We start from the raw sequence: 15,384 nt of genomic DNA on the forward strand, positions 1-15,384 counted from the left end.
CGCGATCTCCGTCGGAATCCAGCATAAGACGGTACACGGCCGCATGTGGTGGGGACGTACAGCGTCGCTGCGCCGGGTGGACATGCATGGCGCGGCCCGCGGCCGCGCCCGGCTCAGCATTCGATGACGTTCACCGCCAGGCCGCCGCGGCTGGTTTCCTTGTACTTGTCCTGCATGTCGCGGCCGGTGTCGCGCATGGTCTTGATGACCTTGTCCAGCGACACCTTGTGCTTGCCGTCGCCGCGCATGGCCATGCGGCTGGCATTGATCGCCTTCACCGCGCCCATTGCGTTGCGTTCGATGCACGGGATCTGCACCAGGCCGCCGATCGGGTCGCAGGTCAGGCCCAGATTGTGTTCCATGCCGATTTCGGCGGCGTTTTCGATCTGCCCCGCGTTGCCGCCCAGCGCGGCGACCAGGCCACCGGCCGCCATCGAGCAGGCCACGCCCACTTCGCCCTGGCAGCCGACCTCGGCGCCGGAAATGGAGGCGTTCTCCTTGTAGAGGATGCCGATGGCCGCAGCGGTGAGCAGGAAGTCGAAGATGCGCTGCTCGGACGCGCCGGGGCAGAAGCGGTCGAAGTAATGCAGCACCGCCGGGATGATGCCGGCCGCGCCGTTGGTGGGCGCGGTGACCACACGGCCGCCGGCTGCGTTTTCTTCGTTGACGGCGAGTGCGTACAGGTTGACCCAGTCCAGCGTGGTCAGCGGATCGCGCATTGCCGCTTCCGGTTTGGACGACAGTTCGCGGTACAACGCCGGTGCGCGCCGCGAGACGTTCAGGCCCCCCGGCAGCGTGCCTTCCTGGCGGATGCCGCGCGCCACGCAGGACTGCATTGCCGCCCACAGCTCGCGCAGGCCGGCGCGGATCTCGTCTTCGCTGCGCCAGCTCTTTTCGTTTTCGAACATCAACGCGGCAATGCTCAGGCCGCTGCGCGCGCATTGCGCGAGCAGTTCGTCGCCACTGAGGAAAGGGTAAGGCAGCGGCGTTTCGTCGGCCACGATGCGGTCGTCGGCGGCATCGTCCTGGTTGACCACGAAGCCGCCACCGACCGAGTAGTAATCGCGCGTGGCGATCACCGCCTCATCGGCGTCGTACGCGGTGAAGCGCATGCCGTTGGTGTGATACGGCAGCTTCTGCCGCTTGTTCATCGGCAGGTCGCGCTTTTCGTCGAAGGCGATGGCGTGCTGGCCCATCAGGCTGATGCGCTTGCTGGCGCGGATGCGCTCCAGCGTGGCCGGGATGATGTCCGGGTCGATCAGGTTGGGGCGGTGGCCTTCCAGGCCGAGCAGCACGGCCTTGTCGGTGCCATGGCCGCGGCCGGTCAGGGCCAGCGAGCCGAAGACTTCGGCGCGGATGCGCACCACATCCTGCAGGCGGCCGGCGTCGAGCAGCCAGCGATGCACGAAGCGCTCGGCCGCGCGCATCGGCCCCACGGTGTGGGAGGAACTCGGACCGATGCCGATCTTGAACAGGTCGAACGTGCTGACAGCCATGCTTGCCGGAGAGGTGAGCGTAAAGGCGGCTATTCTAGTCGGTCGGCGATTGCGGCACGGCTGCAGCGCAGCATGAGACCTCCCGATGGCCTTGATCCTGTACCAGCGCGACGACTGCCACCTGTGCGACCAGGCCGTGGAAGTGTTGGCGCAGTCACGCGCTGGCGAGTTCAGCAGCGTCTTCATCGATGGCGATGCGGCGCTTGAGTCCGCTTACGGTGAGCGTGTGCCGGTGTTGCGCGATGCGGATGGGCGCGAGTTGGACTGGCCGTTCGACAGCCGGCGTTTGCGCGAGTGGTTGGATGCCGGCACGCGATGATGTGGCGTGCGCGCACTCGGCACGCGCCAGATGTGGATTCTGAGCGGCTGAAAACGACGTCGCGCCGGCCTGGTGCAGAGCGGATGATCTGGGCCTTCGCTGCAGGGCGATCTGCCACTGGGCTGCAGGGCCCTTGCCCGCCCACCGTCGCGGGACACGCTGCAAGTACGTCCTTGTAAGCGCTTACGCGGCATCCATGCCGCGTAAGGTCCCGCGACGGTGGGCGGGCAAGGACCAGTCGAGATGGTCGGTCTGCATGGCTTTCAACAGAGCAATCGGCAAATTTTCTGGTGCGGTGTCTTCGCCGGTTGCGGGACCGTGTGGCGGCATGGATGCCGCCACCGAGCCCCATGGACGGGTTCACGGCGTGTCCCGCGAGCGGTGAGGGCGCCGCACCCTCGACCGACTCAGCGTTTGACCTTGGCTTTTGACTGCATCTAACAAGATGGGGCCAACGAACTCATTTTGTCGGCCGCCCGTTCAAGCTGTCAGCCGTACCCGGGATGGATGCCGAGTCTAGCTGTCGCGCGGTGTCATCCGGTCCCCAGGCATAAAAAGACGGCGGACCCGACGAGGTAGTCCGCCGCCCAATGGCCGCATCCGGTTGCGGCCGGTGGCGTTACTTCGCCTTGAGCACGACCCTGGTGCTGATCGCGGTTTCGTTGGGGATGGTCTTGGTATCGGCCCAGTCGCCGCCGCCCACGCCGAAGTCCAGGCGCTTGACCGTCGCCTTGCCGGCCAGCACCGGCTGCGCGCCCGGGGTCCAGGTGAAGGTCAGCGTGACCGGCTTGCTGACGCCGCGCAGTTCCAGCGTGCCGTCGGCAGCGTACTGATTGCCGCCGAGTGCGCGGAACTTGTCGGCGCGGTAGCGCGCGGTGGCGAACTTGGCGACGTTGAAGAAGTCCGGCCCCTGCAGGGTCGAATCACGATCGTTGTTGCCGCTGATGGCGCTGGCCAGCGGAATGCGCACATCGAGCTTGGCGCCGGCAAGATTGGCCGGGTCGAAACTCAGCGTGGTGTTGAAACCCGGGAACTTGCCGGTAAACACTTCGCCGTCGTACTTGCTGGCAAACACCAGCGACGAGCCGGGCGCCTGCACGTAGTCGGCAGCGAGGACCGGGGCGGCAGCGAACGTGGCCACCAGGGAGGCGGCGACCAGCAGGGGAGAGGCGAACAACCTGGACGACATGGGGAATCCTTTAGGGTTTGGAAGAGAGCCAACCGCGCGGCAACATCCGCACCAGGGTGGCGTCACGCTGGAACAGGTGGTGGTAGAGCGCAGCGCCGGCATGCGCCAGCACCACCGCAATCAACAACCAGAAGCCCCACTCGTGGATGAAGTGCGCAATCGCGCGCAATTGTTCGTCCGGCGGGCTGAGCTTGGGGACGGCAAACAGGCCAAACCAGCGGAACGGGCGCAGTCCGCTGGTGGAGTCGTACAACCAGCCCGACAGCGGCATTGCGAAGATCATCGCGTACAGCAGCCAGTGGGTCAGCCCGGCGATGCGTTCCTGCCAGCGCGGGGTGCCGGCCACCGGCGGCGGCGCGCCCGCGTAGACGCGCCAGCCCAGCCGCACGATCACCAGTGCCAATACGGTCAGGCCCACCGATTTATGCGCGGTGTAGACCCAGAAGTATTTCGGCGTCTTGGGCAATTCGCCCATGGTCAGGCCGACGATGCCCAGCACCAGGATCAGCAGTGCGATCAGCCAGTGCAGGGTCTGGCTGACACCGCCCCACCGTTCGACGTTCTTCAGGGTCATGCTCAGGATTCCGGGCTGGTGGCAGTGTCAGGGGCGGCGGGTGCGCTTTGCGGTTGCGGCGCGTCGTCGTCGGCGCGGCCTTCGCGCACGGCTTCGGCTTCGATGCGCAGTTCCACCGTATCGCCGATCATCGATTTCCACGCGTCGATGCCGAACTCCGCACGGCTCAGCGTTGCAGTGGCCGAGAACCCGGCGGTGCGGCGGAACGGCGGCAGCGGATGGCGCTTGAGCGCATTGAGGGTGACATCCAGGGTGACCGGGCGGGTGACCCCGTGCAGGGTCAGATTGCCGGTGACCCTGGCGTGGTTCTGCCCGCTGGCTTCCACCTGCGTGGAGACGAAATGCGCGTCGGGAAACCGCTCGGCGTCGAGTAGGTTGCGTGCCAGGGTGGCCTCGTTCCACTTGGCATCGCCCAGGTCGGCGCGCTGCAGCGGCACGGTGACGTCCAGCCGTGCCGAGGCCCAGTCGTCCGGGTCGAACACCAGCGTGCCGCTGGTTCCGGAAACGGTGCCCAATGCCTTGGAAAAGCCGGCATGTTCGACCGCGAACAGCACCCGCGTGTGCACCGGATCCAGCGCATAACGCACCGGCGCGGCGGTTGCGGCGAGACTGGTCGCGAACAGGGCGGGAAGCAGCAACAGGCGGGCGAGGGTTGTCATGGGTGGATTCTAGACATATCCCGCTGCAGCGCGCTCGGCTTGCGCTCGCAACGATCCGTTGCGAGCATGCGGGCTGGACGTGGAAAGGATGCCCACATGCGTGCGCTTGCTGTTTTGCTGGTCTTGCTGCTGGGCGCACTGCCCTGTGCGGCGAAGATTCCGGAGATTCCCCGTTTCCGGATCGTAGGTCCCAGCGACGGACTCCCATCGACCATGGTGGTTGCGATCCACCAGGATCGTGCCGGCTATCTGTGGCTTGGCACCCTGGATGGTTTGGTGCGGTACGACGGCGCAGGATTCAGGACCTGGCGACACGATCCTTCCGACCCGGCATCGTTGCCCTGCAACGCGATCCAGGCGCTGCACATCGATGCCCTAGACAGGATCTGGATCGGCTGCGGCAAGACGCTGAGCGTCATGGATGCGGGACGAAGCCACTTTCGGCACTACCGCACGGTTGACCACCCGGCGATGAAAGATGGCGAGATCTACAGCATCGCTGCGTTCGACGGCGCTATCTGGGCCGGAACCACGACCGGTGCGCTGATTCGTATCGATACGTCCGGGGCGATGTCGTCGGTGGATCTGGGTGCGGTCGATGGCGACCTTGACCAGGCCATGGTCATGAATCTTGCGGCGGACAACCGGCAGCGGCTGTGGATCGGAACCAGCAGTGGACTGGCGTACTACGACGGAAAACGTCTGCACCGCGTCTATGTCCCGGACGAACCGAACCGTCAGTCTGCCATCTTCGGTCTGCAATGGGCGGGGAACCGTCTGTGGCTGGGTAGTGAGTCGGGGTTGCACGTCATGGGCCCCGGCGATCGATGGCGGCCGCTGCCCTGGGGGACGATGTTCGGCACCGGCAACGAATTCTGGGGTGCAGTGGCTGCCCCGGACGGCGAATTCTGGCTGGGAAGCGGACGCGGTCTGTGGCGTACCCGCGGCGAGCGTCCACCGGTCCCCGCCTTCAGCGGAGAGGGGCCATTGTCACGCCGTAATGTCATCGGCCTGCTCGGAGCGGCTGATGGAGGGCTATGGGTTCCGATGCACGGCACCGGCCTTGGGTATTTGCCGGCAGACTGGAAGCGCACTGCGGTGCTCAAACCCGCCGTGCCGACGGGCGATGCCATCTATTGCAACCTGGCCCCTGCCACACGTTCCGGTGGCTTGTGGCAAGTGGATGCGGAAGGTCGCTTGTTGCGTGTCGATCCAAGCACTGGCGACACGTTTCGGACAGGGTTGCAGTCGTCGCATCTCAAGGACATGGAATTGGTGTCGGCGCTGGAAGATCGCCTGCAACGTGTCTGGCTGGGCAATTTGAGCTTTGGCCTTTCTCGCATGGATCTGCGTACCGGCGAATTCATCCACTGGCCGTCCGATGGCCCTGAACCGGCGTCGGCGCTATCGGCGCCTGACTGGATCATCGAGCATGGCGATACGGTGTGGATGGCCTTCATCGACATGCTGCAGCAGCGCGATTTGCGTAGCGGGCGTGTCTTGCAGCGCATCACGCAGCAAGACTTGCACGGCCTGCGCGATATCGCCGTACAGCAGCTGGAACAAGGTCCGGACGGACGTGTCTGGGTTGCAGGCGAAGGCGGCATGTTTGCCTGGGACGAAGCGTCACACCAGTTCGTGCCGGTTGCAGGGCTGGAAGGGACACAGATCCAGGCGTTTGCCAGCCAATCGCCGGAGATGGTGTGGGTGTATCGAGCCAGCGGTGCAGAGCAATGGAAAAAAACCGCAGCAGGTTGGATGCGCGTGCGCCAGGTGGGCCAGGCCGACGGCCTGACCGGGTTCGACGCGTCCGCCATGCGGATCGACTCGCGTGGCAGGGTCTGGATTTCCAGCTTGCGCGGGCTGTGGCGGATCGACCCTTCGGTGACGCCGGCACGGCTGCGCAATATCGGCACGCGCGATGGACTGACCAGTCAGGAGTTCATTCAGCATTGTCTGCTGATGGCGGGCGATACCTTGATCGGGGCGACCAGCGATGGCTCTACCGTGCTGCTGGATACAGCGATGCCCGATGTCGCACCGTTTGTTCCGGCATTGCAGCTGGAGCATGTCAGCGTGCTGCGCAATGGCGCACGCATCGCGTTGCCAATGGATCGCCCGTTTCAGCTGGGTCCTAGTGATCGGCAGTTGCAGATCGTCAGCCGCCTGCTGTCGTACAGCGATCCGCTTTCCAATCGTTATCGCACTTTCTTGAAAGGCTTCGACACCGAATGGCAGACCTCGGGCAACGCGGGAATCCGGGAATTCGCCAGCTTGCCTGCCGGTAGCTACGAGCTCGCGCTGCAGGGAGTAGATCCGCTGGGTAATCGCTCACAGATGCGCTCGCTGCGGTTCTCGGTCAATCCACCATGGTGGCGCAGTGACGCAGGCATCGCGCTCATTTGCCTGCTTGTATTGCTGCTGAGCACATTCCTCGCCGCCGCCTATCGCCGCCGTGTGCGCATGCGCGCGCAATGGCAGCTGGCCCAGCACAAGCGCGAGCTGGCCGAACAGGCATCGTTGGCCAAGACGCGCTTTCTGGCGACCCTCGGGCATGAGGTGCGGACGCCGATGACCGGTGTGCTGGGCATGAGCGAGTTGTTGCTGCAGACGCCGTTGGATGGACGTCAGCAGGGCTATGCCGGCGCGATCCAGTCGGCAGGCAAGCATTTGCTGCGGCTGGTCAACGATGCGTTGGATCTGGCGCGGATCGAGGCGGGCAAGCTGCCGTGGGATTATCGCGACTTCGATCTGCGTCAACTGATCAGCCAGGTGGCCGAGCTGGTGCGCCCGAGCGCCGCGCAGAAGCAGTTGGCCTTCGCGTGCGAGCTGGATGACGCGCTGCCGCCGGCATTGCACGGCGATGCCAGCCGGGTGCAACAGATCCTGCTCAACCTGTTGTTCAACGCGGTCAAGTTCACCGAGCGTGGCAGCGTCAGCCTGCGTGTGGCGGTGGTGCCGCAAAGCCATAAGCAAGGGATCCGGATCGAAGTGTGCGATACCGGCCCGGGCATGAGTGCAGAACAACGCGGGCGCCTGTTCCAGCGCTTCGAGCAGGCCGAAGGCGCTGTGACGCTTGCCCGGCATGGCGGCAGCGGCCTGGGCCTGGCGATCTGCCGCGAACTGGCAGCGGCGATGGGCGGTGCGGTGACGGTCAGCAGCGAACTGGGGCAAGGAGCATGTTTTGTGGTCGAACTGCCGCTGCGCTGGGTGAGTGCGCTCCCCGCGATACCTGCACCTGCACGCGCAAGCTCGCCGCAGGCACAGGCGCCATTGCAGTTGCTGCTGGTCGAAGACGACCCGACCGTGGCGCAAGTGATCGTTGGCCTGTTGCAGACGCGTGGTCATCAGGTCACCCATGTCCTGCATGGTCTGGCGGCGTTGGCCGAGGTGAGTACCCGCACCTTCGACGCGGGTCTGTGCGATCTGGACCTGCCGGGCATCGACGGTGCGGCGTTGGTGGCGCAGTTGCGCGCGCGCGGCGTGGGCTTTCCGATCGTCGCGGTCACCGCCCGTGCCGATGCCGACGCCCAACCGCAGGCGATGGCTGCCGGCTGCAATGGCTTCCTGCGCAAGCCGGTCACCGGCGAGTTGCTGGCACAGGCACTGGCACGTGTGCTGGACGCCGCCGCCGCCGCCGCCGCTGCGCACGATGCGCCGGCCGCCGACTAGGAACGGCTAACACAACGTAGGCAGCGGTTGTCAGGTGGGTACGGACGGCGCGCTCAGAACCGGAGTGTACGATTGATACAGGCCGATTCCGAGCACCGGCCGCGCCCGCCTGACGGCGGCGCAATCGTTTTGTTGGCCGCTTTTAGGCCGGTTGCTGTGGAGCGGGTAAAGTGCAGTCCCGCCAGGGAGTGCGCGCGGCCGCGCAGGTGGCGATAGGGACAGGGATGAACATGAAAAACGTGCTGCTGTCGTTGCTTGCACTCTTGCTGTTGCTGCTTGGCGCGGATGCAACAGCGGTGAACCAGATCGAGACCCCGCGCATGCGCCGGTTCGGGCCGGCCGAAGGCTTGCCTTCGCGCATGGTGCTGGCCTTGGCGCAGGATGGGCAGGGTTATGTCTGGGCAGCCACCAGCGACGGATTGGCACGCTATGACGGCATCGGTTTGCAGGTCTGGCGGCACGATCCGGCCGAGCCGCGCTCGCTCCCTGGTAATCAGGTGGAGACTCTGTTTGTCGATGATCGTGACCGGGTCTGGATCGGCGCCAACGGCTCGCCTGTAGGCATGCTAGATGCAGAGCGCAAGGGTTTCACGCGGTTTCCGGAGATCAACGAGGCCTGTGAGGGGCAGATCTGGTCGTTAGCGCAGGCGCAAGGCGCCATTTGGATAGGCACCAGCGATGGTGGCTTGTGCCGACGCGAAGAAAACGGCCGAGTCACCTCGTTTCATGCGACACCCAATGCAGCGGACGGTCTGCCCAGCGATACCATTTTGAGCATGGCGACCGACGCGCGTGGTCGGCTCTGGATTGCCACGGCCAGTGGTCTGGTGATGCGTGACGGCGAGCGCTTCGTGCGCATTGCTCCGACGCAATTGAGTACGACCGTGATCAAGCTGAGCAAGGATTTTGACGGAACGCTGTGGGTGGGCAGCAGCAAGGGTTTGTTCCGCGTAACGTCGGCAGGTGTGCTGGAGCCCGCACCTTGGGCCGGGTCAGCTACCGTGCGTGCCGGCACCGTGGTGCACGATGCCCACGGCGGTTACTGGATCGGTGCGGCCGATGGTTTTTTTCGAGTTGCGCCTGGCGAAACTGCACTGCGGGTCATGGAAGGCGATCGTGGTAGTGGGTTTCTTACTGCTCATAGCGGCGTTCTTGATGTTATGCAGGACCGCCAGGGCGGTCTGTGGCTCGGGATGATTTCGCAAGGCATGGCGTATCTGCCGCCGGATTGGCAACGGTTCTCCACATTTTTCGAAACCCAGGGAAAATCTCTGGAGAGTTTGTATCTGGTGAACGTCGCCGCTGATGGTGATGATTTTTTAGTGACCACCGGGGAGGGCCTGTATCGGGTCGGCGAAGAAGGTACGGTGGTGCCAGTGGTGCATAGCGATGTGCTGGGCGGTGGCACCGTGCAGTCGGTGTTGCCGGCAGGTCGTGGCAGCCTATGGATCGCAATGCGCGAGGGCATCACGCGCTACACGCCTGCCACCGGCGCGCGCCGCGACTTTCCTGTGGATGTCGGCACGCCCGATATCCACCGTGTGGAGCTGATGGTGCCGGGTATCGATGGCGAGTTCTGGCTGTCGATCGTGCAAGGAGGCGTGCAGCGGCGTGCGGCAGATGGACATGTGCTGTCGACGTTCCGCTTCGGCACCGATTTCGGTGAGGTTGGAGGCATGGTGCAGCAACTGCTGATACGTCCCGATGGCTCGGCGTGGGTTGCAGCCGGTGATGGGCTATGGGTCTGGCAAGGCGAGCGCTTTCGGCAGGTGATCGGCGATGCCAATCGCGAAGTCTACGCGCTGGCGTTCATATCGCCGCAGGAGTTCTGGGTCGGTCGCCCGGGTGCGCTGGAGCGCTATCACTGGGATGGCCGGCAGGCGCGCTTGCTGAAGCGGGTCGGGCGCGACCACGGTCTGCCGTCTACCGAAATACGCGGCCTGGCCCTGGGCGGCACAGACACGGTGTGGGCGACGACCTCGCGAGGCCTGTTCGCCTACAAGCGCGGCAAGTCCCAGGTGCGCATGTTCGGCCAACGCGATGGCCTGCCGGACAGCGAATTTTCGATGCGTCCGCCGGTCACCGGACCCAATGGGCAGGTGCTGGCGCTGACTACGAGCGGCATCGTGCTGTTCGATCCGGCGCGGCCGTTCGCTCCGGCCCCATCGGCGCGGCTGGTCATCGAATCGGTGCAGGTTCGGCGCAACGATGCCGAGCGCTCGCAGCCGGTCGCGCACAACCGGCCAGTGGTCCTGCAGGCGCGCGACCGCGATCTGCGCATCAGTGCGCGATTGCTGTCGTTCGTCGACCCGGCCTCTACGCATTATCGGTACCGTATCAATGGCTACGACGAACGTTGGGTGGAGCAGGGCGCCAGCGGCGAGCGGGTGATCTCGCGCTTGCCGCCGGGCGACTACCGCGTCGAAGTGCAGGCGCGGGCCGGCGATGGCGACTGGGTCGTCGCGCCGACGCTGCAGCTGGAAGTGCGCCCACCGTGGTGGTTGAGTACCGCGGCGCAACTGGTCGCCGCAGCGCTGTGCGCGCTGTTGTTCTGCCTGGGCGTATGGGGACGGCGGCGACGCGTGCGGCGGCAGCAGCAATGGGTGCTGGCGCAACAGCGGCAGCAACTCGCCGAGCAGGCATCGCTCGCCAAGTCGCATTTTCTGGCAACGCTGGGGCATGAGGTACGCACGCCGATGACCGGTGTGCTCGGCATGAGCGAGCTCCTGCTGGCCACACCGCTGGATGCCAGACAGCGCAGTCACGTCGATGCGATCCGCAAAGCGGGCTCGCATCTGCTGCGGTTGGTCAACGACGCGCTGGATCTGGCACGTATCGAAGCCGGCAAACTGGAACTGGTGCAGCAGCCGTTCGACCCGGGGCAACTGACCCAGGAGCTGGCAGACTTCATGCATCCGATCAGCGAAGCGCGCGGATTGCGCTTCCACTATCGCAATCAACTGCCTGCGCCGTTGGTCGTGCTGGGCGATGCCACCCGGGTACGCCAGATCCTGATCAACCTGCTCGGCAATGCGATCAAGTTCTCCGAACGCGGCGAGGTCTCCCTGACCGTCAGTCAGCATGCAGAACTCCTGCGCTTCAAGGTGCGCGATTCCGGGCCGGGGATCGGGCCGGAGCAGCAGAAACGCCTGTTTCAGCGCTTCGAGCAGGGCGAAGGCGCACGTACCAGTTCGCGCTATGGCGGCAGCGGTCTGGGGTTGGCCATCTGCCAGGAGCTGACCGTGGCGATGAAGGGCCAGATCCGGGTGCGCAGCCGGATCGGCGTCGGCACCCAGTTCACCGTGGATCTGCCGTTGCCGATCGACCGCTCCGGCACGCGCCCTGGCGGTGGCGAGGTGCGTGCGGTTGCCGGTGAGTCCCTGCGCATCTTGCTGGTGGAAGACGACCCGACCGTGGCCGAGGTGATCGCCGGCCTGCTGAGCGGCCGCGGTCATCGCGTGGTGCATGCCGCGCACGGGTTGGCTGCATTGTCGGAGGCTGTCGATGGCAGCTTCGATGTCGCGCTGCTGGATCTGGATCTGCCCGGTCTGGACGGTTTCGCCCTGGCATCGCAGCTGCGTCAGCTCGGCCACGCGTTTCCGCTGCTGGCGGTGACCGCACGCGCCGACGGCGATGCCCAAACACAGGCGCAGGCCGCAGGCTTCGATGGATTTCTGCGCAAGCCGGTCACGGCCGACCTGTTGGTCGAAGCGATCGCGGCTGCGCAGCAGGCACGCGCGGCTCGGGTGGAGACGGTGGAGGAATCCCCGTGGAGTGAAAACGGATGAGCCACGCGGCAAGCTCGCTCGGGCTTGCTCGCACCGCGCGCGGCCCGCACTATGCGGCGACTTGTCGTGAAACCTGTCCAGTGCGCCTTTTTTTGTGTCTTTCCTATTGGTTGATCGCGGCAGCGTCGCTGTGTCTGTGCGTCACGATGCAACCTGCGCTGGCGGCCACGCGCGCGCTGCTCACGCCGGTGCCGAGCCAGGTCACGGTTGCCGACGGGTTGCCCTCGGACACCGTCAGTGAGCTTGCCGAAGACCAGCAGGGCTATCTCTGGATCGCCAGCGATGACGGCTTGGCCAGATTCGATGGCCGCAACTACCGCATCTGGCGGATGGAAGAAGGGCTGACCAGCAACGCGATCTGGACTATCTGCGTCGATCGCGACAATCGGGTGTGGATGGGTTTCGAGAACGGCGGTGCCGGCTTTCTGGAGCCCAAGACACGCACGTTCAGGCGGTTGGAGAGCCCGCAGTTTCCGGAGCTGCGCGAAATCACGGTCTGGGCGCTGGCCCACACCACGAACGGTGATGTCTGGCTCGGCACGGCTGCCCATGGGCTGTATCGGCGGCGTCCCGACGGCAGCGTGCAGCGATTTTCCAATGTGCCCGGCGACCCGACCAGCCTGCCGTCCGACAGCGTGATCGGGTTCGCGGTCGCGCCCGATGGGACATTGTGGATCGGGACCCATGGCGGGCTGGCTCGCTGGGACGGCGCGCGTTTTCAGCGGGTGGCGCTGCCTGGAACAACGCAGGCGGTCAATCGGCTGCACATGGAGCGCAGCGGCGACACGTTATGGGTATCGGATGTGGTCGGCGATGCGTTTCGCGTGGACGCCGACGGCCAGGCGCGGCCCCAGCCGTGGCAGAAAGCCGTGAGCAAGCGGCGGGTCATGGGGGTGTTGCTGCATGATCGCAGCGGGCGCTATTGGCTGGACACTGACAGCGGCCTGGGCCTGTCTGTCGCAGGAACCGAGATCAGCAGCGTACCGGTCTACAGCCTGTCGGCGCACGGCCTGGTCAGGCGCAACTGGATTGCGGCCTACGAAGATCGGGAGGGCGGGCTCTGGTTTGCGGCGCTCGAAGGCGGCCTGTGGCACCTGCCTCCGCATTGGGACACCTTTGCGGTAGTGGCCCCCCCCGGCGGTGATCCACAATCGCTGACCAACCCGTCCGTGCTGGCGACGGCGCCTTCGGCTGCGGGCGGAGTCTGGCTGGCTGGCTCACGGCATGTGCTGGAATATCTCGATGCCGCGACCGGCCAGCTGCAGACGCACCTGGCCAACATCGACGCCCGTCCGCCCGACTCCATGCTCGAAAGCCGGCGCGGGTTGGTATGGATCGGCGTCGAAGGAAAATTGATCCGGTATGACCCGCAGACCCGGCAAGCCAAACGCTGGCAGTTGCGTGAGGATGTCGAGCCCGATCCCGACGGTGCCGCGGACCGACCGGGCTGGATGGCGGAGGACGCGCAGGGCCGACTGTGGGTGACGGTGCTGGAATACGGCCTGCAAATCCGCAACCAGGAGGGCCAGCTGCTGCGGACCATCCTCAATGGCAGTCATGGACTGGAGGTGCTGACCATCCTGGACATACGCCTTGGCCCGGATGGTCAGATATGGCTGAGCAATAACGCCGGTCTGCGGCGCTGGGACCCCGCAGCCGACCGCTTTGTCCCCGTCGACGGTACGCCGTTCCTGCCGACGTATCTGTTCCGGCTTGGAGAGGGGGGCGTGGTCTGGACCGGATTGGCCGGCGAGATCCGGCGGTATCTGTGGGACGGAAAGCGGCTCAAGCACCTGGATACGGTCGGAAAAGAGCAGGAATTTCCGCTGGTGGCGCCCAACGGCCTTGTGGTCGACGCGCGTGGGGTGGCCTGGGTGTCCAGTCAGCGCGGTCTGATCCGGATCGATCCCGGCAGCAGACTGGTACGTGTGTATGGGGTGCACGATGGGCTCCCCAACCAGCAGTTGCAGATCAATACCCTGGTGCAGGCCGGCAGCGGGCGGATCGTGGCTGCATCGCCCGACGGCGTGGTGGTGTTCGATCCGGCCACGATGCGCCCCAGCACACGCAGGCCGCGGTTGATTATCGAACGCGTGGGCCTGCGGCGCGGGGAGCGCGGTCTGGATATCACTGGACAAGAGCCGCTCACGATGCAGGACGGCGACCGCGATCTGCACATCGTCGCGCGCCTGCTCAGCCTGGCCGATTCGGAGTCCAACAGTTACCGCTTCCGCCTGAGTGGCTACGACCCGGACTGGATCGATGTCGGACCCAGTGGCGAGCGGCTGTTTTCGCGACTGCCCGCAGGGCATTACACGCTGGAAGTGCAGGGGCGCACCGCCGACGGGATCTGGTCGGCCAGCCGGACGCTACGTTTTCAGGTGCTACCGCCCTGGTGGCTGGCGCCATGGGGACTGTCTGTTTTGGGGCTGCTCGCGCTATGCGTCACCGCTGCAGCGGTGCTGTTGTATCGCCGCCGCCTGCGGCGCTTGAATGCCTGGCAACTGGCGGTGCACAAGCAGGAACTGGCCGAGCAGGCGTCGTTGGCCAAGACGCGTTTTCTGGCCACGCTCGGCCATGAAGTGCGTACGCCGATGACCGGTGTGCTGGGCATGAGCGAGCTGTTGCTCAAGACCTCGCTGGACAACAAACAGCGCAGCTATACCGAATCGATCCGCCGTGCCGGCGCGCATCTGCTGCGCCTGGTCAACGATGCGCTGGACCTGGCGCGGATCGAATCCGGGCGCCTGGAACTGGACCTGGAGCCCTTCTCGGTACGCCAGCTCGTGGCCGAGGTGGAAGGCCTGATGGCGCCGCTGGCGCAGGAGCGCGGACTGCGTTTCAGCCTGGAAGTCGGGCTGCTTGGCGACATCACCGCCAGCGGCGATGTCACCCGCATCCGCCAGATCCTGCTCAATTTGCTCAGCAATGCGATCAAGTTCACCGAGCGCGGCGTGGTCGGGCTCAAGCTGACCACGCTGGGGTCGTATCAAGGGCTGCGTTTCGAGGTGGCCGATACCGGGCCGGGCATCAACGCCGATCAGAAAGCGCGCCTGTTCCAGCGCTTCGAGCAAGGCGACGGCGCCAAGACCGCCTCGCGCTACGGCGGCAGCGGTCTGGGCCTGGCCATCTGTCAGGAACTGGCAATGGCGATGGGCGGGCATATCGAGGTGATCAGCCGGCTGGGCGCCGGCACGCGCTTCGTGGTCGATCTGCCGCTGCGCTGGGTCGCCTCCAACGCCACGCTCGGCGGCGAGGTGGCGCGCACCGGGGGCGCGGTCGCCCCGCAGCGCATTCTACTGGTGGAAGACGATGCCACGATCGCCGAGGTCATCGTTGGCCTGCTGCGTTCGCAAGGTCACTCGGTGGTACATGCACCGCACGGGCTGGCCGCGCTGACCGAAGCGGCCGACAACACCTTCGATGTGGCCTTGCTGGATCTGGATCTTCCCGGGCTGGATGGCCTCGCCCTGGCGCGGCAGCTGCGCGTGTTCGGTTACGACATGCCGTTGATTGCGGTGACCGCACGCTCGGACGAAGAGGCCGAGCCCACCGCGCAGGATGCCGGGTTCGACAGTTTCCTGCGCAAGCCGCTGACCGGCGACATGCTGGCCGACACCATCGCCGAGGCACTGCAACGCGAACGCCCGCGCGATGAGATCTAGAACCGTGTGCCGCGGGTAAGAT

The 15,384-nt window shown here is 65.6% G+C and carries 8 protein-coding genes and 1 other RNA gene; 4 read left to right on the forward strand and 5 right to left on the reverse strand.

All coding sequences use genetic code 11. From position 1 onward, the window contains the following. Positions 1-113: 113 nt before the first annotated feature. Positions 114-1,496, reverse strand: coding sequence for an L-serine ammonia-lyase (locus XaplCFBP3123_RS10410; RefSeq protein WP_104533978.1), 1,383 nt, complete (start codon positions 1,494-1,496; stop codon positions 114-116). An 85-nt stretch (positions 1,497-1,581) separates the two neighbouring features. Between XaplCFBP3123_RS10410 and XaplCFBP3123_RS10415 the strand changes: the two genes are divergently transcribed. Next, positions 1,582-1,815 (forward strand): glutaredoxin family protein, encoded by a 234-nt coding sequence (locus XaplCFBP3123_RS10415; RefSeq protein WP_104533979.1) that lies wholly within the window; start codon positions 1,582-1,584, stop codon positions 1,813-1,815. Between the two features lie 619 nt (positions 1,816-2,434). Here the strand turns inward: XaplCFBP3123_RS10415 and XaplCFBP3123_RS10420 are convergent. The 3 genes from XaplCFBP3123_RS10420 to XaplCFBP3123_RS10430 are packed head-to-tail and all read right to left on the reverse strand — an operon-like array spanning position 2,435 to position 4,237. Next, positions 2,435-3,004, reverse strand: coding sequence for a YceI family protein (locus XaplCFBP3123_RS10420; protein ID WP_104533980.1), 570 nt, complete (start codon positions 3,002-3,004; stop codon positions 2,435-2,437). Positions 3,005-3,014: 10 nt separating this feature from the next. Next, positions 3,015-3,578 carry a cytochrome b gene (locus tag XaplCFBP3123_RS10425; protein ID WP_104533981.1) on the reverse strand — a complete coding sequence of 188 codons (564 nt, stop codon included), beginning with the start codon at positions 3,576-3,578 and terminating at the stop codon, positions 3,015-3,017. Between the two features lie 2 nt (positions 3,579-3,580). Then, entirely contained in the window at positions 3,581-4,237 is a 657-nt protein-coding gene (locus XaplCFBP3123_RS10430; RefSeq protein ID WP_104533982.1) for a YceI family protein, read from the reverse strand. Between the two features lie 96 nt (positions 4,238-4,333). Here XaplCFBP3123_RS10430 and XaplCFBP3123_RS10435 point away from each other — a divergent pair, with 96 nt between their 5' ends. Then, positions 4,334-7,909, forward strand: coding sequence for a hybrid sensor histidine kinase/response regulator (locus XaplCFBP3123_RS10435; protein ID WP_104533983.1), 3,576 nt, complete (start codon positions 4,334-4,336; stop codon positions 7,907-7,909). Positions 7,910-7,913: 4 nt separating this feature from the next. On the opposite strand, the gene XaplCFBP3123_RS10440 is transcribed toward XaplCFBP3123_RS10435, so the two are convergent. Next, a non-coding RNA gene (locus tag XaplCFBP3123_RS10440) (sX9 sRNA) lies at positions 7,914-7,990 on the reverse strand. Between the two features lie 149 nt (positions 7,991-8,139). On the opposite strand from XaplCFBP3123_RS10440, the gene XaplCFBP3123_RS10445 reads away from it, so the two are divergent. Together XaplCFBP3123_RS10445 and XaplCFBP3123_RS10450 are read left to right on the forward strand one after the other, a co-directional pair. Beyond that, on the forward strand, positions 8,140-11,697 hold the full coding sequence (locus XaplCFBP3123_RS10445; RefSeq protein WP_104533984.1) for a sensor histidine kinase: 3,558 nt from the start codon (positions 8,140-8,142) through the stop codon (positions 11,695-11,697). Between the two features lie 146 nt (positions 11,698-11,843). After that, positions 11,844-15,362, forward strand: a complete 3,519-nt coding sequence (locus XaplCFBP3123_RS10450; RefSeq protein WP_253254186.1) for a hybrid sensor histidine kinase/response regulator — start codon at positions 11,844-11,846, stop codon at positions 15,360-15,362. Positions 15,363-15,384: the final 22 nt, after the last annotated feature.

This window comes from Xanthomonas arboricola pv. populi, from assembly GCF_002939945.1.
Classification (GTDB): Bacteria; Pseudomonadota; Gammaproteobacteria; order Xanthomonadales; family Xanthomonadaceae; genus Xanthomonas; species Xanthomonas arboricola_A.